The following is a 20,643-nucleotide window of genomic DNA, read 5'->3' as shown; positions in this document are numbered from 1 at the left end:
GGCCCCCTATGACCCGCATCCTGATCGCTGGTTACCAGCACGAGACCAACACCTTTGCCCCCAGCCTGGCCGATTGGGCCGCCTTCCAAAGCGGCGAGGCCTTTCCGGCCTATGTGCGCGGGCAGGCCCTGATCGACCAGATGACGGGCGTGAACATCCCGGCGGGCGGCTTCATCGACGCGGCGCGGCGCGAAGGCTGGCAACTGGTGCCCTCGGCCTGGGCCGGGGCCACGCCCTCGTCGTACGTGACCCAAGACGCGTTTGAGCGCATCTGCGCGGCCATTGTCGAAGACGTTCGTGCGGCCCTGGTGCAGGGCCTGGACGGGGTGTACCTCGATCTGCACGGCGCAGCCGTGGCCGAAAACGCCGACGACAGCGAAGGCGAGCTGATCGCCCGCATCCGTGCGGTGGTCGGCCCCAAGCTGCCCATCGTCGCCAGCCTGGACCTGCACGCCAACGTGACCGAGCGCATGCTGCAGATGTCCGATGGCCTGGTGGCCTACCGCACCTACCCGCACATCGACATGGCCGAGACCGGCGAGAGGGCCGCCTTGCTGCTGCGCGAACATTTGCGTGCAGGCGGCAAGCGCCCCATGCAAGCGCGACGCCTGCCGTTTTTGATTCCCCTCAACGCCCAAAGCACCTGGATGGCCCCGGCCAAAGACCTGTATGACGAGATGATCGCGCTCGAGTCGCAAACCGGTTGCATGCTCAGCTTTTGCATGGGCTTTCCGGCGTCTGATTTTGCCGAGTGCGGCCCCGTGGTTTGGGGCCATGGCCCGCAGGCTGACATGGCGGTGCAGCGCCTGTTTGAGCGCGTGGCCGAGCCCGGTCAGTGGCGTCCCGATGTGTTGCCCGCCCGTGAGGCCGTGACGCAGGCCCTGGCCACGGCCGAAGTGTCTGCGGCCCCTGTGGTCATGGCCGACACACAAGACAACCCGGGCGCTGGCGGTGACAGCAACACCACGGGCATGTTGCACGCTTTGTTGCAACAAGGCGCGGGCCAACGCTGGCCTGGCCAGGTGGCGCTGGGCTTGTTGTTTGACCCCGAAGCCGCCCGCATGGCCCATGCCGCAGGGGTCGGGGCCAGCCTGCAACTGGCACTGGGCAAAGCGGTACCCACCTTCACGGGCGAGGCGAGCGATCCACCTTTGCAGGGGCGCTTCACGGTGCGGGCCTTGGGGCCGGATTATTGTGAGCTCAAAGGCCCGATGATGACCGGCATGAAAGTCCACATCGGCCCTTGCGCATGCCTTGAAATCGACGGCGTGCTGATCGCCGTGGCCAGTGGCAAATGCCAAATGCTCGACCGCGAACTGTTTCGCGCCGTGGGCATCCACCCCGAGCAAATGAAGCTGCTGGTGGTCAAAAGCTCCAACCATTTCCGGGCCGACTTCACGCCCATCGCCAGCCGTGTGCTGGTGGCCAAAGCGGCCGGCCCCATGGCCGCCGATCCGGGCGACTTGCCCTGGAAAAAACTCAGCCCCAACACCCGCACCCGTCCTTGACGTGGCTGCACGGCCGGGCTTTTGAACTTTTTTGAAGAGGCACACCCATGAGCGCGACACCCCAAGACCTGACCCAAGCTCCCGCCCACGAACTGCTGGCGCTGTACCGCAGCGGCCAGGCCTCGCCGGTCGAGGTGACGCAGGCGGTGCTCTCGCGCATCGAGCGGGTCAACCCGCAAATCAATGCCTTTTGCCTGGTCGACGAACCAGCGGCTTTGGCCAGCGCCCGTGCCAGCGAAGCGCGCTGGCAGGCGCACCGCCAGCAAGGCACGCCCGTGGGCGCTTTGGACGGCGTGCCCACGTCCATCAAGGACCTGATCCTGACCCAAGGCTGGCCCACCCTGCGCGGCAGCCGCACCATTGACCCGAACCAGCCCTGGGATGTGGACGCCCCAGCCACCGCCCGCCTGCGCGAAGCGGGGGCGGTCTTGGTGGGCAAAACCACCACGCCCGAGTTTGGCTGCAAGGGCGAGACCAATTCACCCGCCACCGGCATCACACGCAACCCCTGGAACCTCAACCACACGCCCGGCGGCTCTTCGGGCGGCACGGCCGCTGCCGTGGCCGCAGGCCTGGGGCCCATTGGCGTGGGCACCGACGGCGCGGGCAGCGTGCGCATCCCGGCGGCCTTTTGCGGCAATGTGGGCTTGAAGCCTAGCTTTGGCCGGGTGCCCGCTTACCCCTTGTCACCCTTTGGCTCGGTGGCGCACCTCGGCCCACACACCATGAGCGTGCGTGACGCCGCCTTGATGACCAACGTGCTCAAGCAGCCCGATGCCCGCGACTGGACATCGCTGCCTCCAGATGCCAGCGACTACACCGTGGGCCTGGAAGACGGCATCCGAGGCCTGCGCATTGCCTACTCGCCCACCTTGGGCTATGCGAACAACGTGCACCCCGAAATCGCCGCTGCGGTTGAAGCTGCTGTGCAGCAACTGCAAGCGCTGGGCGCTCATGTGGAGCAGATCGATCCCGGATTTGAAGACCCGCTCGAGATCACCACAGGCCTGTGGTTTTTGGGGGCCTACACCGTCTGGAAAGGCTTGAGTGCCGAACAGCAGGCCGTGGCCGACCCCGACTTCCAGACCGAGGCCGAGCTGGGGGCGCAGCTCAGCGCCTTGCAAATTCAACAGCTCAACCAACGCCGTGGCGTGTTGGGCTCGCACATGCGCCAGTTCATGCAGCGTTATGACCTGCTGGTCACCCCCGCTGTATCGATCCCCGCGTTCGAGGCGCGTGCCGCTGGTACAGTGGCCATGAACCCGGTTTCGATGCTGGGCTGGACACCCTTCAGCTACCCCTTCAACCTCACCCAACAGCCCGCCATCACCGTGCCCTGCGGCCTGACCCGCAGCGGCCTGCCCATGGGCCTGCAGATCGTGGGGCCGATGTTTGGCGACGCCTTGGTGCTGCGTGCCGCCCGGGCTTACGAGTCGGTCATGCCGGTGGCCAGACCCGTTTTGTGAAGCCCTGAGCCGGGCGCGCGGCGGCGTTCAGGCCGCCCGTTCTGGCCGCCCGTTTTCGCCTGTGCCCGTTTTGGTGTGAATGCGGCCACGTCACTGTGGCGGGCACACCGTGCGCCCAACGATGGGGTGCGACGCCACCCCATGCCCACCGAGCTGCCCAAAGCACTTTTCCCATGAAAACAAGCCATGAGTCCTTGTGTCAAAACGCCCTGTGGCGGATTGACTTGATGAATACTTTTGGTATAAATAAAGCTTGTCTAAATCGGGTTGAGATCTCTTGGAGCGCGTATGCAATTGATTTGGGTAGCAGGTCCGGCGGCCAAGGTGGTCACTCTGTCCATCACCACCCGCACCGTATTGACCGCTTTGGCCGCCGTGTCCAGCTTTCTGGTGCTCCTGGGTTTTTTGTTTCACTTGATTGGTTTGAGGGTGGCCGTCGAATACGTGCCCGAGCTGGCCCATCGCATGGGCGGGGTGACCAGCCAAAGCGAGCAACAAAGAGTGGAGGCCATTTACCGCGAGAAACTGGACGTTCTGAACCAGCAGTTGAGTGGTGTGTCCGAACGCTTGCACGAACTTGAGGCCATCAAAGACAAGGTTCTGGGGCGTTTGGGCATCGAAAAGCTGCTGTCCTTTACTGGGCCCTCAGGGCGTGAGACCTTGGCCGGCCGGGGTGGCCCCATGAACCTGTTGACCACTTGGGGCTTTTCGTCGAGGAAGCTGAACCACCAACTCGATCAGTCCCTGGCGCAAATGCGCCACTACGACCAGGCCATGGCGGACATGCAGGTGCGCTGGCAAAGCGATTTGGGACGGCTGGATCTCTTGCCAACCGTGCTGCCGCTTTCGGGGGACTTTCTGCTGAGCAGCTCCTTTGGCGTTCGTGCCGACCCCCTCACCCACTTGCCCAGCATGCATGAAGGCATCGATTTTGTGGCGCCGATCGGAACGCCCGTGTTGGCCACGGCGGCCGGCGTGGTGCTGCGTGCAGAATTTGCAGGCGCTTACGGTCACATGGTGGAGGTGGCCCACGCCGATGGATTCGTCACACGCTACGCCCACCTCAAGACCATTCAGGTCAAGCCCCAGGATGTGATTGAGCGCCATGATGCGGTGGGAACTTTGGGCAACACTGGGCGATCAACTGGACCTCATTTACATTACGAAGTGATTTACAAAGGACGTGCCATGCACCCAGCCAAAGCCTTGGCCGCATGGGCCCAGTCCTGAACCCCACGAATTCAACAAAAGGAGACGCGCATGTTTGGCAAAAAGAAAACCGCCCACACCCCTTTGGTGATGAGTCAGGAAAAGTTTGACACCCTGATTGGTCGCCACGCTGAAATCCATGGATGCCTGCGTTTGCAGGAAAGTGTGCGCATCGATGGCAAGGTTGTGGGCAACATCGAAGCGCCCAGAGACCTGGCGATTTCCGTGGTGATCGGGCCCAACGGCGAGGTTCAAGGTGATGTTCTGGCCGGCCGCATCATCGTGGCGGGCAAAGTGGCAGGCAACATCCATGCATATGAGCGGGTGGAGTTGATGGCCAGCGCCCTGGTCCAGGGTGACATCAAATACGCCTCCATGGCAGTGGAGCATGGGGCCAAGCTCTTGGGCTTGCTCTTGCAGGTGGACGGGTCTGACACGCCCACACGGTCAGACCGGGATGCACAAGACGCCATCCGCAAGGCGCAAAACGCTGGCGTCAACGGTTGAGTCAAAGGCCAAGTGCCCCCGTTTCGGTGACTGAAATTCATTATCATCGGTAGATGACATTTTTAGCCATCGATGTGGGCAACACGCGCCTGAAATGGGCGCTGTACGACCAACCGAGCCCCCAGGGCCAACTGCTGGCGCACGGCGCCGAATTCCTCGAAAACATCGATCGCCTGTCTGAAGGCCCTTGGTCCAGCCTGCCCAAGCCCGATCAGATGCTCGGCTGCGTGGTGGCCGGTGACGCCATCAAGCGCCGTGTGCAAGAGCAAATGGAGCTGTGGGACTTCACCCCCCAATGGGTGGTGCCCAGTGCGCAGGAGGCGGGGCTGACCAACGGCTACGACCACCCTTCGCGGCTAGGGTCTGACCGTTGGGTGGCCATGATCGGAGCGCGTCACCGCATGCTGGCCACGGGCCAGTCGCGCCCTTTGGTGGTGGTCATGGTCGGCACGGCCGTGACGGTCGAGGCCATCGACGAGCAGGGCCGCTTTCTGGGCGGTCTGATCCTGCCCGGCCACGGCATCATGCTGCGTGCCCTGGAGTCCGGCACGGCCGGTTTGCATGTGCCCACGGGCGATGTCAGGCCCTTTCCCACCAACACCAGCGACGCCCTGACCAGCGGCGGCACCTATGCCATTGCCGGGGCCTGCGAACGCATGGTGCAACACCTGCGAGAGCACACCGGGCTAGAGCCCGTGTGCATCATGACCGGCGGTGCCGGCTGGAAAATGGCCCCCAGCATGTCCGTGCGTTTTGAGCTGGTGGACAACCTGATCTTTGATGGTCTGCTGGCGCTGGCCGCGCAGCGCTTTGACTGATCCAGAGGCCTCGGCTCAGGCCACGCTTGGCGCGCTGTAGGCCGCCGTCAATGCCTGCAGGTGCTGCTGCACTTGCGCATCGGCCATGTAAGGCGTCAACAGCGCCAACACATGCTGCGCCCCCCGTGTCAATGCCAGTCCGGCGCTGGCGGGCTCCATGGCCTGGCGTGGGTTGCGCACATATTCGTAACTGAGCCAATAAGTCACCATCACCGACAGACTCGCCGACAGGGTCTCGATGTTGTCGGCATCCATGCGCATCAGGCCCACTGCACCTAAGGATTCCAGCATCTGCCGAAAGGCCAAGGTTTTGCGCTCCAGCACTGCATGAAAGTGCGTTTCCAGGTGGCGGTTGCCAGACAGCAGGTTGTTCAGGTCGCGGTACAAAAAGCGGTGGTTCCACACCTGCTCAAACAGTGAATGCAGGAAAAACCAGGTGTCCTCCACATCGCGCACATCGGGCGCGGCATCGAGCAAAGACAACATGGCCGCTTCGTACTGGTCAAACAGCTGGTTGACCAAGGCGTCCTTGGAGGGAAAGTGGTAGTACAGATTGCCCGGGCTGATGCCCAGCTCGGCCGAAATCAGCGTGGTCGAGACATTGGGCTCACCAAAGCGGTTGAACAGCTCCAGCGTCACCTGCGCTATGCGCTCGGCGGTGCGGCGGGGGGCTTTTTTGGCCATGTGCGGGTGGCGCGCTTGGGGTCAGGCCGATTTTTTGCGCGAACGCGTGGAAGGTGCGGCAGTTCTGGCAGGTGCTGCCGATGGGGTGCGCGGCTTGGTCGACTTCGGGGCGGCTTTTTTGATCGCCGGGCTTGTTTTGGGCGGGCTGCCAGGGTCAGCCGGGGCGCTGCGCCCGGATTGCAAGGCCAACAACTGAGACTCCAGTTGCGCCACGCGCTCGCTCAGCATCTGGATGTCCAGCAAGGAAGGCATGCCCAACCGGTGCAAGGCTTTGGCCACACGGTCTTCAAACAGGTGCTCCAGTTTGTCCACACGCCCGGATGCGTTTTGCCCAAAGTCGCTGGCCAGGTGGCCCAGGCGTTCGGTCGCTTCCTGCAGGCGTTGCTGGGCTTCGGCCTGACTTTTGCGTTGAAAGGCCAGACCATCGCTCAGCAGTGCTTCCATGGCTTTGCTGCCTTGCTCCTGCGCTTTGGCCATGGCCCCTAGGCCCGCCAGCCACACCTGTTGAGCGGGCGGCGCAAAGGCTTGAGCGGTCGGCTGCGCAGGGGTGGCTTGGCTTTTGGGGGGCTTGGGTGTGGCCATGGGTCATTTCCTCAATGAGGTCACCACTTTAACCTGAGCGTGCGGAAGATCGAAAGCATTGAAGGCGCGGGGCGAAAGAACTTTCAAAGCTTCTAAAATCCAACATAGGTGGTGCAGCGCCCGTTGCGCCCGGACTTTTTCATTTCACATGACCCTTCTGGTGACCGGCGGCGCAGGTTTTATTGGCGCCAACTTCGTGCTCGACTGGCTGGCCACCAGCAACGAGGCCATCATCAACCTCGACAAACTGACCTACGCGGGCAACCCGGAAACCCTGGCCAGCTTGCAAGGCGATGCACGCCACCAGCTGGTGCAAGGCGACATCGGCGACACCGCCTTGGTCAGCCGCCTGTTGGCCGAGCACCAACCGCGTGCGGTGGTCAACTTTGCTGCCGAAAGCCATGTGGACCGCTCCATCCACGGCCCGGGCGAGTTCATCCAGACCAACATCGTGGGCACCTTCAACATGCTTGAAGCAGTGCGTGGCTATTGGGGCGCATTGCCGGAGACCGACAAAGCGGCGTTCCGCTTTCTGCACGTCTCCACCGACGAGGTGTACGGCTCTTTGTCCAAGGGCGATCCGGCCTTTACCGAAACCCACCGCTACGAGCCCAACAGCCCCTACAGCGCGAGCAAGGCGGCATCTGACCACCTGGTGCGCGCCTGGCACCACACCTACGGCTTGCCGGTGCTCACCACCAACTGCAGCAACAACTACGGCCCCTACCATTTCCCCGAAAAACTCATCCCGCTGATGATCGTCAACGCCCTGGCGGGCAAACCCCTGCCGGTGTATGGTGACGGCATGCAAATCCGCGATTGGCTCTACGTCAAGGACCACTGCAGCGCGATTCGCCGCGTGCTCGAAGCCGGTCGCTTGGGCGAGGTCTACAACGTGGGCGGCTGGAACGAAAAGCCCAACATCGAGATCGTGCAGACCATCTGCCAGCTGCTCGACGAGATGCGCCCCAAGGCCGACGGCGGCTCTTACGCCAGTCAAATCACCTACGTCACCGACCGCCCGGGCCACGACCGGCGCTACGCGATTGACGCCCGCAAGCTCGAAGCCGAGCTGGGCTGGAAGCCGGCCGAAACCTTTGACACCGGCATCCGCAAAACGGTCGAGTGGTACCTGGCCAACCCCGAGTGGGTGCAGCATGTGCAAAGCGGCGCTTACCGCGAGTGGGTCAATCAGAACTATGCAGGACGCCAGTCATGAAGATCCTGCTGCTGGGCAAAAACGGCCAGGTCGGCTGGGAGCTGCAACGCAGCCTGGCCCCCTTGGGCGAGGTGTTGGCGCTGGACCGCCACAGCAGCGACTTTTGTGGTGACCTGAGCCAGCCCGAGCGCCTGGCGCAAACGGTGCGGGACTACCAGCCGGATGTGGTCGTCAACGCCGCGGCCCACACCGCAGTGGACAAAGCCGAAAGCGAGCCCGAGCTGGCCCGTTGCCTGAATGCCACCGCGCCCGCCGCGCTGGCGCAGGCGGCCGCACAAATCGGGGCCTTGCTGGTGCATTACTCCACGGACTACGTGTTCAACGGCCAGGGCCAAAACCCGTGGCAAGAAGAAGACGCCATCGGGCCGCTCAGCGTGTACGGCCAGACCAAGCGCGAAGGCGAGCAAGCCATTGTGGCCAGCGGCTGTGCGCACCTGATCTTTCGCACCAGTTGGGTCTACGCCGCGCGGGGCGACAACTTTGCCAAGACCATGCTGCGCCTGGCCGCCGAACGCGAGCGCCTCACCGTCATTGACGACCAGTTCGGCGCACCCACCGGAGCCGACCAGATCGCCGATGTGACCGCGCACGCCATCCGGGCCAGTTTGCAGCAGCCCGCGCTGGGCGGGCTGTACCACTTGGTGGCCGGTGGTCAGACCACCTGGCACGGCTACGCCAGCCATGTGATCGCGCAGGCCCGGCTGCTTCAGCCCGGTTTGGCCTTGAAGGTGAGCGAGATCGCCCCCGTGCCTACCTCGGCCTTTCCGACGCCCGCGCAGCGCCCGCTCAACTCGCGCCTGGCCACGCACAAGTTGCAAAACGCCTTTGGCCTGGTGCTGTCGCCATGGCAGCAGGGTGTCAACCGCATGCTGGCCGAGATCCTCTGATGCGCCATGCGCTTGCGGCACAATTGTCCGAACGTGTGCGCTGGCTGCACCCGACTCTTTTCATTGGCCCATTTGCTGAAGTTTTTCTGACATGACCGACACCACCCTTGCCCCCACCGTTGCGCCGCATGACCAGGCCCAGATCCTGGCCCAGGCCATGCCCTACATCCGCAAGTTCCATGGCAAGACGCTGGTCATCAAGTACGGCGGCAACGCCATGACCGACCCGGCCTTGCAGCAGGCCTTTGCCGAAGACGTGGTGCTGCTCAAGCTGGTCGGCATGAACCCGGTGGTGGTGCACGGCGGCGGCCCGCAAATCGAAACCGCCTTGAAGCGCTTGGGCAAAACCGGTGAATTCATCCAGGGCATGCGCGTGACCGATGCCGAGACCATGGAAGTGGTCGAGTGGGTGCTGGGCGGAGAAGTGCAGCAAGACATCGTGGGCATGATCAACCGCGCAGGCGGCAAAGCCGTGGGCCTCACGGGCCGCGACGGCGGCCTGATCCGCGCCAAAAAACTGCGCCTGGTGGACAGCCAAGACCCCACCAAAGAACACGACGTGGGCCAGGTCGGTGAGATCGAAAGCATCGACCCGTCCATCCTCCAGTGCTTGCAGGACGACGCCTTCATCCCGGTGGTCAGCCCGATTGGCTTTGGCGTCAACAACGAAAGCTACAACATCAACGCCGACGTGGTGGCCGCCAAGCTGGCCACTGTGCTGCAGGCCGAAAAATTGCTCATGCTCACCAACATCCGGGGCGTGCTCGACAAGCAAGGCCAGTTGCTGACCGAGCTGACCCCCAGCCGCATCGACGAGCTGTGCGCCGACGGCACCATCAGCGGCGGCATGATCCCCAAGATTGCGGGGGCCCTGGACGCAGCCAAGAGCGGCGTGAATGCGGTGCACATCATCGATGGCCGCGTGCCCCACGCCATGCTGCTGGAAGTGTTGTCGGAGCAAGCCTTCGGCACCATGATCCGCAGCCGTTAAAGCAGCACCGCCAACACGGGCGGCTCGAACAACAAGGGGATGACATGTCAGATCAAGAACAACACGAGCCCATGGCCGACGAAGAGTCGGCCCCCACGCGCAAGCGCCCCAAGCCGGGCGAGCGCCGTTTGCAAATCTTGCAAACCCTGGCTGCCATGCTGGAGCAGCCCGGTGCCGAACGTGTGACCACGGCCGGCCTGGCCGCCAAAATCGGCGTGAGCGAAGCCGCCCTGTACCGCCACTTTGCCAGCAAGGCGCAAATGTTCGAGGGCCTGATTGACTTTGTCGACCAGTCCACCATGGGCCTGATCCGCCAGGTCACCGACCGCGAAAGCGCAGGCCCCCAGCAAGCCGGCCGCATCGTGGCGCTGTTGTTTCAGTTCGCCGAGAAAAACCCCGGCATGAGCCGCGTCATGATCGGCGACGCTCTGGTGCTAGAGCACGAACGCCTGCAAGAGCGCATCAACTTGCTCTTTGACAAGATCGAAGCGCAGCTGCGCCAGTCCCTCAAAACCAGCGACTCGGCTACATCGGCCACTTCTTCCACAGCCGATGCGCAAGTAGCCGCTTCCGTGCTCGTGGCCTTCATGCAAGGCCGCCTGCAGCGCTTTGCCCGCACGGGCTTCAAGCGCTTGCCGTCCGAGCACTTACAGGCGGCGTTGGCGCGGATGTTGTAAGCGCCATCCAACCTGCATCGTGCCGGGGCTGACAGGTGTGGCACCTTCAGGTGCGAGCCGTTAACATCATGGCTTCCAGCCTATCTGAACGCCCTATGACCGCTCTGTCCATCGCTCCTGCTCCTAAGGACCTGACCTCAGAAGTACCCGGGGCAGAAGTTGACGGCCTGCAGCCTGATTCCCTGCGCACTTACCTGATCAGTCCCCTCAAACTCGACGAGTCTGGGCTGAGCTTGGCCAAGGCCGTGGCCGCCGTCGCCTGTGCTTTGGCAGGCCTTACCAGTCCATTGGCCTTGGCCAGTGCGCTGGACGGCCGTTGGACCGGTGCATTGACCTGTTCTGAAAACACCGCAAATCGCAGCCCCAGCTTCACCATCCCGCTGACGTTGACGGTCTCCGGCATTTCGGGCACAACCGATCGTACAGATGGGCAGACCGTGGAAACTTTTTCCTATCAACTGGCACCATCGGGTCAGCTGGACATCCAATCTCAAGGGCGACGTCGATCCGACACCGAGACCCGGTGGGTCACACGCCTGAGTGGCCATGCCCCCAACGGCACACTGGAACTCCAGGGGCAAATGTTCGCGGCAGATGGCAAAACCAGGGTGCGAGAGCGGTGCAGCGCCTCCCTCAGTCGCACCACAGGCATCACCACGACCGCAGCAATTGACCAAGGCACGCCATCTCTCAGCAACACCAGCCTCAACCACAAAAATTTTCAGATCAGAGAGGTCGCGCCCAAAATACCACCCAAAAACCAGGCAGCTACCACGCCAGGGCCAGGTGGCGCACCCTTGGGAGAGGGGGGTGTGCTTTATTTGCCTGAAGATTGGCTATTGGGTTCAGGCCAACCCTGGCACTACCGCACCACCCCGCGTCCGCAAGCTCAGCCTGTACCCGTGCGCCCAGCCTCTCCCGCAGAAGCGCCAATCGTCCAGCGCGCCGAAGCACTGATGCAGCAGATCGAGTCACGGGTACTGGTCTTGCTGGACGCCGGGGAAATCGTGAGCATCACCGCTACAGGGGGCATCCGCCTGGACTCACGCTTGATGAGTGCCAGCATGGCCAAGACCATGACCGCACTCGCTGCGGGCAAAGCCATCTGCTCAGGTCGATTGAGCCTAGGTCAACGTGCCGATGCGGCGATCCCCGCCCTGTCTGGCACCGATTTGGGAGCCGCCACATTGCGCGACTTGCTCATGATGGCCTCGGGCACCACCGAACCTGGCGAACGCGACTACTTGGGGACCACCGCAGAAGAAACGCGCTTTCACCTCGAAGGCGCTGGCAACCTTGAGCGATTGCTGGCCACACCCAGCCAATCCACGGCTCAGCGGGGCGTGTTTTCCAAAATCAAGCCCGGTGAACGTTTCAGCTACAAGTCACGCGACCCCTACACCGTGGCCATGATGCTGGAAAGAACAGTTGGTATGCCTGCCACCCGCTGGATGCAAGAGCAATTGTTGGCCCCCGCCGATGCCGAGCATTCGGCCATTTTTGCAACCGATCGCAGTGGTTATTTTCGAGGAGCCAACGACGGCATGCGCTTGGCGCTGATCGATTGGATCAGGCTGGCCATTTACATTGACAAAGAGCGCCAGAAAGACAGCTGCTTTGGCCGTTTCATTCGGGACATGGGCAGCACCCAAATCAGAGCCCCCAGCCTGGTCAACCACATGTCCGGTTACGGTTACTTCACCTTCACTGAAAACGCCATGGTGCCCCAGAGCTTTTGGGCTGCAGGCTACGGCGGTCAACGCATTGGCTGGAGTACAGAAACGGGCAACTCCAGGATTTTCATGATGTTCAGCAACTCGGCCGACCGCCAGATGGACTTGGTCTATCCAATTGCGCGGGACTGGATGCGCCTGGGCAGCAAGCCCAGAAACTGATCCCCCTCAGCCCATGAGGCCGAGTCCCAGAGCTGGCAGGGCGCGGTGGCAAAGTGCAACGTTGCACCATGAACCCCGGGTCTTCGCCCGGGTTGACCCAAAACAAGAGCAGCGCGGGTATTTCAGCGCCATCGAGACGTATCACTTGCAGTGAGCAGGTGTTGACTGTGGGGACTAGGGGGACTGGGGTAACATCCATCGCTATTCAGCTTTCGACGATGTCCCCATGACCGCACTGTCCACCGCCCCCGCTTCCACGGACCTGACCGCCGCTGTGCCCAGGTCACGTCTGGGCGACTTGCTGGTCAGCCAGGGCAAAATCTCGGCCCGCGACCTCGACCGTGCGCTCAACGCCCGCGACGAAACCGCCAGCGTGCTTGAGCAAGTTCTGGTCAACCTCGGCCTCGTGTCCGAGGCCGACGTCACCCAGGCCCTGGCCGAACTGTTGCAGCTGCCCTTTGTGGCCGCCGACGAATTCCCTGACGTCATGCCCGAAGTCGAAGGCTTGCAGCCCGACTTCCTGCGCACGCACCTGATCTACCCCCTCAAGCTTGACGAGTCGGGCCTCAGCCTGGCCATGGCCGTGGCCGACGACGCCTTTGTCCTCAAGGCCTTGCGCCTGGCCACTGGGCAAACCATCCGCCCCTGCGTGGCCAACCCGTCCGACATCGAAAAAGCCCTGACCAGCCAGGACGAGCCCGAGCGCGGCGAAGACGACGTGTTCGACACCGATGTGGGCGACTTCGTCGAACACCTGCGCGACCTGGCCAGCGAAGCACCCGTCATCCGTCTGGTCAACGTCATCATCGGCCGCGTCATCGACATGCGCGCCTCCGACATCCACCTCGAACCCTTTGACGACGGCCTGCATGTGCGCTACCGGGTCGACGGCGTCATCCGCACCGAAGACATCGTCTCGCCCCAGCTCAGCCCTGCTGTCAACTCGCGGGTCAAGCTCATGGCGCACCTGGACATCGCCGAGCGCCGCCTGCCCCAAGACGGCCGCATCAAAACCCGCGTCAAAGGCCGCGAACTCGACCTGCGTGTGTCCACCGTGCCCACGGTGCACGGCGAAAGCGTGGTCATGCGCGTGCTCGACCGCACCAGCGTGCGCTACAGCCTCGAATCCATGGGCTTCGAAGCCGACACCCTGGAGCGCTTCAACCAGCTGCTGGCCAGGCCGCACGGCATCGTGCTGGTCACCGGCCCCACCGGCTCGGGCAAAACCACCACGCTGTACGCGGCCCTGTCCAAAATCGACTCGGACGCCCACAAAATCATCACCGTCGAAGAGCCGGTCGAATACCAGCTCGAAGGCATCAACCAAATCCAGGTGCACCAGCAAATCGGCCTGAGCTTTGCCCGCGCCCTGCGCTCCATCCTGCGGCAAGACCCCGACATCATCATGATCGGCGAAATGCGTGACACCGAAACCGCGCAAATCGCCGTGCAGTCCGCCCTCACGGGCCACCTGGTGCTGTCTACTTTGCACACCAACACCGCCGCTGGCGCCATCATCCGGCTGCAAGACATGGGCGTCGAGCCCTACCTCATCACCTCTTCGGTCAATGGCGTGCTGTCGCAGCGCCTGGTGCGCCGCCTGTGCCAACACTGCAAACAAGACTACGTGCCCGACCCCAAAGTGGTCAAAGACGCCGGCATGGACCGGCTGGGCCTGAAGACCCCCAAACTCTGGCGCGCCGTGGGCTGCCCCCACTGCCGCCAAACCGGCTACTCGGGCCGCACCGGCATCCACGAACTGCTGGTCATGGACGACGTCATGCGCCGAGGCATCCTCGACGGTCTGGACTCGGCCTCGCTGCACACCAAAGCCACGGCGGCGGGCATGCACACCCTGTACGAAGACGGCCTGCGCAAAGTGGCCGACGGTGTCACCACCCTCGACGAACTGCTGCGCGTGACCGAGGACCAGTCCGATGCCTGATTACGTCTGGAAAGCGGCCCGCGCCGACGCCAGCATCCTCGAAGGCCGCCTGAGCGCCCCCAGCCAGGCCCGTGCCATGCAGCAGCTGCGCAGCCAGGGCCTGACCCTGCTGAGCATCAACGAGGCCGGGGCCGCGGCGGCGGCTGACCCTGCTGGCAAGTTCAAATCCTTGCACGGCGGCGAACCCTCGCGCCTGTCGCGCCTGCTGTCCAACCAAAAAATCACCCAGGCCGACATCCTGGTCATGTCTAGCGAACTGTCCATCATGCTCAAAGCCGGGCTGGCGCTGGACAACGCCCTGCGCGTGCTCATTGGCATGAATGCCAAGCCCAGCATGATGAAGCTGACCCAAACCCTGCTCGAAGACGTCAAGGGCGGATCCACCTTGAGCAAAGCCCTGGCCAAGCACCCGCAGCAGTTCAGCGACTTCTACATCAACATGATCCGCTCGGGCGAAGCCAGTGGCCAGATCAGCGCCGTGCTCGAGCGCCTGGTCGAACACCTCGAACGCCTCAAAGCCCTGCGCGAAAGCGTCATCTCGGCCATCATCTACCCCTGCATCTTGCTTGGCGTGGCCGTCATCTCGCTGGTCGCCATGCTGGGCTTTGTGGTGCCGCAATTCGAGACCCTGTTCAACGACATGGGCGACGCCTTGCCCGCGCCCACACGCTTCGTCATGGTCGTGGGCAAAGCCTTCACCGACTACGCGCCTGTCATGGCGGTGGTCTTGCTCGCGCTGTTCTGGCTGGTGCGCCGCTGGATGCGATCGCCCGGCGGCCAGCAGTGGACCCAGGCCAAAGCCTTGCAAACCCCCTTGCTGGGCAAACTCGTCCTCAAATACAACCTGACCCTGTTCACCCGCTCCTTTGGCACCTTGCTGGGCAACGGCGTGCCTTTGTTGACCGCCTTGCACATCGCCACCCAAACCGTGGGCAATGTCAATTTACGTAAAGCCCTGGACCCAGTGTCCGGCAAAGTCAAAGCCGGTGGCAAAATGGTGGACGCTTTGCAAGGCAGTGGCATTTTTGAGCCACTGGCCATCAACCTGGTGCGGGTCGGCGAAGAAACCGGCCGCACCGGCCCCATGTTGTTGGAGATCGCCCGCATCTTCAACAGCGATGTTGAAAACGGCATCAAGCGCGGCCTGACCATGCTCGAGCCCCTGCTGATTCTGGTTTTGGGCGTCCTCATCGCCGCCATCATCGTCTCCATCTTGCTGGGCATTCTTTCTGTGAATGACCTCGCCGTATAATTTTTTGCCTCTTCAAGAGCAGATTGCCATGCACAAAACCACAGTTTCCCGCCCCAAGCGCCAGCGCCAAAAAGGCTTCACCCTCATCGAGCTCCTGGTGGTTCTGGCCATCCTGACCCTGTTGGCCGGCCTGGTCGGTCCACGCGTGCTGGGGCAGTTGGGGGGTGCCAAATCCAAAACCGCTGGCGTGCAAATCAACGACCTCGAAAAATCCCTCGAACTCTTCAAGCTCGATGTCGGCCGCTTCCCCACCACCGAAGAAGGCCTGGCTGGCCTGGCGGCCAAGCCCGCCAACGCCACCGGTTGGAACGGCCCCTACATCAAGGGCAACGTGCCCAACGACCCTTGGGGCAAGCCCTACAAATACGCCAGCCCAGCCGCCAATGGCGGCGCTGAAATCATCTCTTTGGGCGCTGACGGTGCGCCGGGCGGCGAGGGCGAAAACGCCGACATCCGCAACCAACCTTGATGCCCTCAGCCCATTGACCATGCACACCCGCGCCGCTCGCAGCCGTGGCTTCACGCTGATCGAGCTGCTGGTGGTCATGGCCATCGGTGCCTTGCTGGTGGGCGTAGCCCCGCCCGCCTTTGACCGCCTGCAAGCGGCCAGCCAATACCGCGACACCGTGCGCGGCCTGGTCACCGGCTTGCGCCAAACCCGACTCAAAGCCATCCAGCAAGGCCAGCCCATGGCCTTCACCATCGACCTGGCGGCCAAACAATTCGGCCCCGAAGGCGCGGCCACCCAAAAAATCCCGGCCTCTGTGGCCCTGACCACCACCGTCGGCTCACGCACAGGGCAAAGCGCCGACACCCAGGCCCGCATCGTCTTCTTGCCCGACGGTGGCTCTACGGGCGGCGTGGTCGACGTGGTGCGGCCCACAGGGCAGGGCACCCGCATCCGGGTGGACTGGCTGCTCGGCCAAATCATCCAGGAAGCCCGTACACCATGACCGGCCCCTCGTGCAAACCAGGGCAGGGCAGGGCGGCCGCCCGGCGGCAAGGCGGCTTTTCGCTGCTCGAACTGCTGGTGGCCTTCAGCATCATGGCCATGTCCTTGGGCCTGCTGTACCGCGTGGCCGGGGGCAGCCTGCGCAGCGTCTCCGACGTCTCGCAGCACCAGCAAGCCACCTGGCTGGCCGAATCCCTGCTGGCCAGCCGCCAGGTTGTTCGTGCCGACGGCTGGAACGAATCCGGCGAAAGCGGCGGCTACAACTGGCAAGTGCGCAGCAGCCCTTACCCCACAGGCCTCAATGGCCCCAAAGCCATTCCCCTGCACGAAATTCAGATCGAGATCAGCTGGCCGATGGGCGCACGCACCGGCCGCCTGCAAGCCGTGACCCTGCTGCCCGAGCAAAAACCACCCCCGGGGAGCACGGTCCGATGACCCGGCCCAACATCCCGCCAGCAGCCCGGCAGCAGGGCTTTACCTTGCTGGAGTTGCTCGTCGTCATGAGCCTGCTGTCCATCATCATGGTCGGCCTGGGCGTGGCCCTGCGCGGCATGGCCCAAACCGAAGACCGCGTCGACAAACGAATCGACCGCATGGGCGAGATCCGGGTGGTGCGCCACTTTTTACAAACCACCCTCGGGCGGGTATCGGGGCAAACCATCGACCTGCCCAACACCCCGGGCCAGCAAACCGTGCCCTTTCAGGCCACGCCCGACAGCCTGACCTGGGTCGGCATCTTGCCCGCCCGGCCCGATGTGGGCGGCAGGCACTTCTTCAGGCTCAGCATGGAAGAAGGCCCCCAAGGCCCGCAACTCATCTTGCGCTACGCCCCCTGGAACCCCGACTTTGTGCTGCCCGACTGGTCGGCCACCGAATCGCGCGTGCTGGTCAAACAAGTCCAGACCTTCGCCATCCAGGCCCAAGGCCTGCCCCCGGACATGAACGACACCCGCAAACCCTGGCCGCAAGGCTGGCAAGACGGCTGGCCCGTCACCGACGCCTTGCCCGAGCGTGTGCGCCTGCTCATCAGCGACGCCCAAGGTGCCTGGCCTGAGTGGGTTTTGCCCATACAGCCCTCGGCGCAAAGCGACAGCAACATTAATTTGGTGGTGGTCGGCGGAGGCAGACGATGAAGCCGAACCGCAGCCACCCCCAGTCCTCCCGTGGTTTGGCCCTCATTGCCGTGCTGTGGCTGGTCGCTGCCATGGGGCTCATCATCACCGGCGTGGTCAAGTCGGTGCGCACCGAAACCACCAGCAGCGGTCAACAGCGCCAAGTCCTCCAGGCCCAAACCCAGGCCGACGCCGTGGTGTTGTTGGCCCTGCAAAGCCTGTATTTCCAACCCAATCCTGTTGCCCAAGCCAACCAAAGTGCCAACTTTGATTTTGCAGGGCAAACTTATACAGCGCAGGTCAGCACCTTGAACGGCCTGATCGACATCAACAACGCGCAGCCCGCGCTCTTGGCCCAACTGTTTGCCGTGGCCGGACAGCTGCCCAACGACACCGCCCAGGCGCTGGCGCAAGCCACGGTGCAAACCCGGCAAACAACCAATGCCAAAGCGTTTCAAGCCAAGTTTGATGCCCCGGAAGACCTGCTGCGTGTGCCGGGAATGACCTATGACCTCTATGCTATTATTCGCGACCTTGTCACCGCCGACCTCAAAGACGGCAGCGGACGCGTCAACCCCTTGGCGGCACCTGTGTCCGTGCTCCAGGTGCTCACTGGGGGCGATGCAGTCAGAGCGGCCGCTCTGTATGCCAACCGCAACGTACCCCTGACCGGGATGGACACCACGGCTTTGAACCCCGCCTTCATCGAAACCAGCCTCTCCAGCAGCATCAGGCTGACGGTCACCATGCCTATGGCCAGTGGGGGCCGACTGATTCGCAGCTGGGACGTCATGGGCCAAGAAGACAGCCGCACCGGCCTGCCCTGGCGCGTGTTGGGCAAACACCAGTCCTTGTCCAACAACGCTTCTGCCCAGAACTGATCCCCATGCCCAGCCTTCAAAAAGACGCCCGATTGTTTGGCCTGGACCTGGCCCCCCTGGGCCGCGATTTCGTGACCGCTTGGCGAGGCATGCTGGATTGGCCTGTGCTCGCATGGCTGTGGCCTCAGCCCCAGGTGCGCTTGTGGCTGCCCGACGGCCAGCAAGCCATCAGCCGTGGCCCCGACACCCCTGCCCAAACGGCCCCTTCTGGCCAGCCAAAAACCCGGTTTCAGGCCATCGTGCTGCCCGAAGACATTTTGCTGCGCCGCAGCCTGGTTTTGCCCATGCTGGCGCAAGCCGAACTGGAGTCGGCCCTGGCGCTGCAACTGCAGGCCTATAGCCCCTTTGCGCCAGAAGACCTCGTGTGGACCTACGAAAGCCAGGCCATCGATGGCGGCGTCAGCCTCCAAGTGCACGCCGCCCTGAGCTCGCGGCCACTCATCGCGGCGCATTTGGCGGCCACCGATCCGGCGGCGTCACTCGACAACTTTGAAGTCTGGGTCCCCCAAACGCAGAACGGTCACCATGTCTTGGTGCCAGGGTTCGCCGAAGGCCGCCGCCAAAGCCGCAGCACGGCCTGGCGCTGGGCCAGCGCCACCTTGCTCCTGGTCGCCTTGGCACTGGTAGCCACCATGGCCGCCACACCCAGTTTGCAGCTGTATTTGCGCTCCAAACAGGCCGAGGCCGCGCTGTCCGCACTGCAGCAAAAAGCCATTCCTGTCCTCTCCGAAAGGGAGGCGTTCACACTGGCCACAGAAAAACTGGGCCAGCTGAGCGACATGCTGGCTTCCAGCACACCGCCCATGCCCGTGCTGCAGTTGATCACCGAAGCCTTGGCAGACGACACCTCCTTGCTCAGCGTTCAAGTGCAGGGCAACAAAGTCAGTCTGTCTGGGCAAACCGTCAACACCTCCTCGCTCATGAAGCAGCTGAGCACCACCCCTGGCCTCAAAGACGTGCGTGCCCCGGCCCCAGCGACCAAGCCCCCGGGGGCCACCCGCGAATCTTTCACCATCGAATTCAGCATCGACCCCGATTTGTGGGCTGCTGCCCGACCGCTTGCTGCGGCTGATCCGGCCAGCCTTGCTGCTTCGGCACCCGCACCAGCAGCCTCGGTGCCTGCGCCCGCAGCGGCCAGCGCCGCAAAAGCAGCTGCTTCATCACCAGCTGCGGCCTCCGCTGCAGCAGCGCCTGCATCCAGCGCCGCCAAACCCTCGCCAGCTGCGACACCCGCAAAGCCCCAAGCGTTGCCCGCCAACCCGCTGGCCGTACCCGTAGCCCCGAGCAAGAAGCCATGAGCCCACCCCGCTTTAACCGAATCTTTGGGCTGCAAATGCTCACGCTGGCCTTGTTGCTGGCCCCCCTGGTGTGGCTGGGTCTGTATGCCGCAGACAAGCATGAGCTGGCGCAAAAACGCATCGAACAAGCCGAACCCCGTTACGCCCGCCTGTTGGGGCTGGTCGCCCGACGTGAAGACATCGGTCAGTTCGCCAACGAAGCCAACCAGATCACGGCGCGCCTGGCTTTCCCGGCTGCGCAAGATGCGGCCCAAACGGGCAGCGAAGCCCAGCAACGCATACGCAGCATTTTTGCCGACAGCAAGCTCGACATCGGCAGCATCCAGGTCTTGCCTGTCAAGGAAGGCCCGCACTTTGACCGCATCCCCATCAACCTGCGGGTGGAAGGCGATTTGGCGGGCATCCACAACGCCCTGACCCTGCTGGCCACACAAAGCCCGGTCATCGGCCTAGAAAACTGGACCCTGCAGACCATCGGCGCGGTCAGGCCCGCCAGCAACCAACGCTTGGGCGCGCAATTCAACTTCTTTGTCGTGCGGGCGCGCTCATGAACGTCGGACCTTTGCACCTGCTGGCCTTGGTTAACCTCGCGTTGGCAGGTGGACTCGCGAGCCTGTGGCTCGACGAGAATGCCCAACCCCGAGCCGAACTGATCTGGCAAGCCCCAACGGCCGTGTCGCCCGAGATCGCCTTGCCTGCCTTGGCCCTCAAAGCCGACCCCAACGCGGGCAACCCCAACGCCTACCCCGGCATTCTGGCC

General features: G+C 63.4%; 22 protein-coding genes. 20 read left to right on the top strand and 2 right to left on the bottom strand.

Translation table 11 applies throughout. The features are described from left to right. Positions 1 to 8: 8 nt before the first annotated feature. The 5 genes from QZ190_RS17410 (at position 9) to QZ190_RS17390 (ending at position 5,508) form a co-directional block, all read left to right on the top strand. A complete protein-coding gene (locus QZ190_RS17410; protein WP_291918970.1) occupies positions 9 to 1,508 on the top strand; it encodes a M81 family metallopeptidase in 1,500 nt (499 codons plus the stop codon). A gap of 47 nt (positions 1,509 to 1,555) precedes the next feature. Further along, positions 1,556 to 2,974, top strand: coding sequence for an amidase (locus QZ190_RS17405; RefSeq protein ID WP_291918968.1), 1,419 nt, complete (start codon positions 1,556 to 1,558; stop codon positions 2,972 to 2,974). A gap of 288 nt (positions 2,975 to 3,262) precedes the next feature. Beyond that, entirely contained in the window at positions 3,263 to 4,204 is a 942-nt protein-coding gene (locus tag QZ190_RS17400) for a M23 family metallopeptidase (protein ID WP_291918966.1), read from the top strand. 30 nt (positions 4,205 to 4,234) lie between these two features. Then, a complete protein-coding gene (locus QZ190_RS17395; protein ID WP_291918964.1) occupies positions 4,235 to 4,690 on the top strand; it encodes a polymer-forming cytoskeletal protein in 456 nt (151 codons plus the stop codon). 53 nt (positions 4,691 to 4,743) lie between these two features. Next, positions 4,744 to 5,508, top strand: coding sequence for a type III pantothenate kinase (locus QZ190_RS17390; protein WP_291918963.1), 765 nt, complete (start codon positions 4,744 to 4,746; stop codon positions 5,506 to 5,508). A 15-nt stretch (positions 5,509 to 5,523) separates the two neighbouring features. Here the strand turns inward: QZ190_RS17390 and QZ190_RS17385 are convergent, their stop codons facing one another. Both QZ190_RS17385 and QZ190_RS17380 read right to left on the bottom strand, forming a co-directional pair. Next, the gene (locus QZ190_RS17385) at positions 5,524 to 6,192 is read right to left on the bottom strand and encodes a TetR/AcrR family transcriptional regulator (RefSeq protein WP_291918961.1); all 669 of its coding nucleotides are present in this window, start codon (positions 6,190 to 6,192) and stop codon (positions 5,524 to 5,526) included. A gap of 21 nt (positions 6,193 to 6,213) precedes the next feature. Continuing rightward, positions 6,214 to 6,774, bottom strand: a complete 561-nt coding sequence (locus QZ190_RS17380) for a phasin family protein (protein ID WP_291918959.1) — start codon at positions 6,772 to 6,774, stop codon at positions 6,214 to 6,216. Positions 6,775 to 6,922: 148 nt separating this feature from the next. Here QZ190_RS17380 and rfbB point away from each other — a divergent pair, with 148 nt between their 5' ends. The 15 genes from rfbB to QZ190_RS17305 form a co-directional block, all read left to right on the top strand. Further along, positions 6,923 to 7,993: a dTDP-glucose 4,6-dehydratase gene (gene rfbB / locus QZ190_RS17375; RefSeq protein ID WP_291918958.1), complete on the top strand. Its 1,071-nt coding sequence runs from the start codon at positions 6,923 to 6,925 to the stop codon at positions 7,991 to 7,993. Next, positions 7,990 to 8,880 (top strand): dTDP-4-dehydrorhamnose reductase, encoded by an 891-nt coding sequence (gene rfbD / locus QZ190_RS17370; RefSeq protein ID WP_291918956.1) that lies wholly within the window; start codon positions 7,990 to 7,992, stop codon positions 8,878 to 8,880. The genes rfbB and rfbD overlap by 4 nt, the downstream gene beginning before the upstream one ends. A 91-nt stretch (positions 8,881 to 8,971) precedes the next feature. After that, entirely contained in the window at positions 8,972 to 9,871 is a 900-nt protein-coding gene (argB, locus tag QZ190_RS17365) for an acetylglutamate kinase (protein WP_291918954.1), read from the top strand. A gap of 44 nt (positions 9,872 to 9,915) precedes the next feature. Next, positions 9,916 to 10,548, top strand: coding sequence for a nucleoid occlusion factor SlmA (gene slmA, locus QZ190_RS17360; RefSeq protein WP_291918952.1), 633 nt, complete (start codon positions 9,916 to 9,918; stop codon positions 10,546 to 10,548). A gap of 95 nt (positions 10,549 to 10,643) precedes the next feature. After that, the gene (locus tag QZ190_RS17355; protein WP_291918951.1) at positions 10,644 to 12,443 is read left to right on the top strand and encodes a serine hydrolase; all 1,800 of its coding nucleotides are present in this window, start codon (positions 10,644 to 10,646) and stop codon (positions 12,441 to 12,443) included. A gap of 226 nt (positions 12,444 to 12,669) precedes the next feature. Continuing rightward, positions 12,670 to 14,388 carry a type II secretion system ATPase GspE gene (gspE, locus tag QZ190_RS17350; protein ID WP_291918949.1) on the top strand — a complete coding sequence of 573 codons (1,719 nt, stop codon included), beginning with the start codon at positions 12,670 to 12,672 and terminating at the stop codon, positions 14,386 to 14,388. Beyond that, on the top strand, positions 14,381 to 15,640 hold the full coding sequence (locus QZ190_RS17345; RefSeq protein WP_291918947.1) for a type II secretion system F family protein: 1,260 nt from the start codon (positions 14,381 to 14,383) through the stop codon (positions 15,638 to 15,640). Before gspE ends, QZ190_RS17345 begins: the two co-directional genes overlap by 8 nt. A gap of 28 nt (positions 15,641 to 15,668) precedes the next feature. Continuing rightward, positions 15,669 to 16,109 carry a type II secretion system major pseudopilin GspG gene (gene gspG / locus QZ190_RS17340; protein WP_291918945.1) on the top strand — a complete coding sequence of 147 codons (441 nt, stop codon included), beginning with the start codon at positions 15,669 to 15,671 and terminating at the stop codon, positions 16,107 to 16,109. Positions 16,110 to 16,128: 19 nt separating this feature from the next. Then, positions 16,129 to 16,593 (top strand): GspH/FimT family pseudopilin, encoded by a 465-nt coding sequence (locus QZ190_RS17335; protein ID WP_291918943.1) that lies wholly within the window; start codon positions 16,129 to 16,131, stop codon positions 16,591 to 16,593. After that, on the top strand, positions 16,590 to 17,027 hold the full coding sequence (locus QZ190_RS17330) for a type II secretion system protein (protein ID WP_291918941.1): 438 nt from the start codon (positions 16,590 to 16,592) through the stop codon (positions 17,025 to 17,027). Before QZ190_RS17335 ends, QZ190_RS17330 begins: the two co-directional genes overlap by 4 nt. Continuing rightward, positions 17,024 to 17,725, top strand: coding sequence for a prepilin-type N-terminal cleavage/methylation domain-containing protein (locus QZ190_RS17325; protein ID WP_291918940.1), 702 nt, complete (start codon positions 17,024 to 17,026; stop codon positions 17,723 to 17,725). Before QZ190_RS17330 ends, QZ190_RS17325 begins: the two co-directional genes overlap by 4 nt. Then, entirely contained in the window at positions 17,722 to 18,585 is an 864-nt protein-coding gene (locus QZ190_RS17320; protein WP_291918938.1) for a general secretion pathway protein GspK, read from the top strand. The genes QZ190_RS17325 and QZ190_RS17320 overlap by 4 nt, the downstream gene beginning before the upstream one ends. Before the next feature lie 5 nt (positions 18,586 to 18,590). Beyond that, positions 18,591 to 19,883: a PilN domain-containing protein gene (locus tag QZ190_RS17315; protein WP_291918936.1), complete on the top strand. Its 1,293-nt coding sequence runs from the start codon at positions 18,591 to 18,593 to the stop codon at positions 19,881 to 19,883. Continuing rightward, positions 19,880 to 20,434, top strand: a complete 555-nt coding sequence (gene gspM / locus QZ190_RS17310) for a type II secretion system protein GspM (protein ID WP_291918934.1) — start codon at positions 19,880 to 19,882, stop codon at positions 20,432 to 20,434. The genes QZ190_RS17315 and gspM overlap by 4 nt, the downstream gene beginning before the upstream one ends. Continuing rightward, positions 20,431 to 20,643, top strand: a 213-nt coding sequence (locus tag QZ190_RS17305; RefSeq protein ID WP_291918932.1) for a hypothetical protein, incomplete at its 3' end; no start/stop codon positions are given. The genes gspM and QZ190_RS17305, both read left to right, overlap by 4 nt.

The organism is Limnohabitans sp., assembly GCF_017848645.1.
GTDB lineage: Bacteria > Pseudomonadota > Gammaproteobacteria > Burkholderiales > Burkholderiaceae_C > Limnohabitans_A.
The sequence above is the reverse complement of the archived record's forward strand: the minus strand, read 5'-3'. Positions and strand labels throughout refer to the sequence as shown.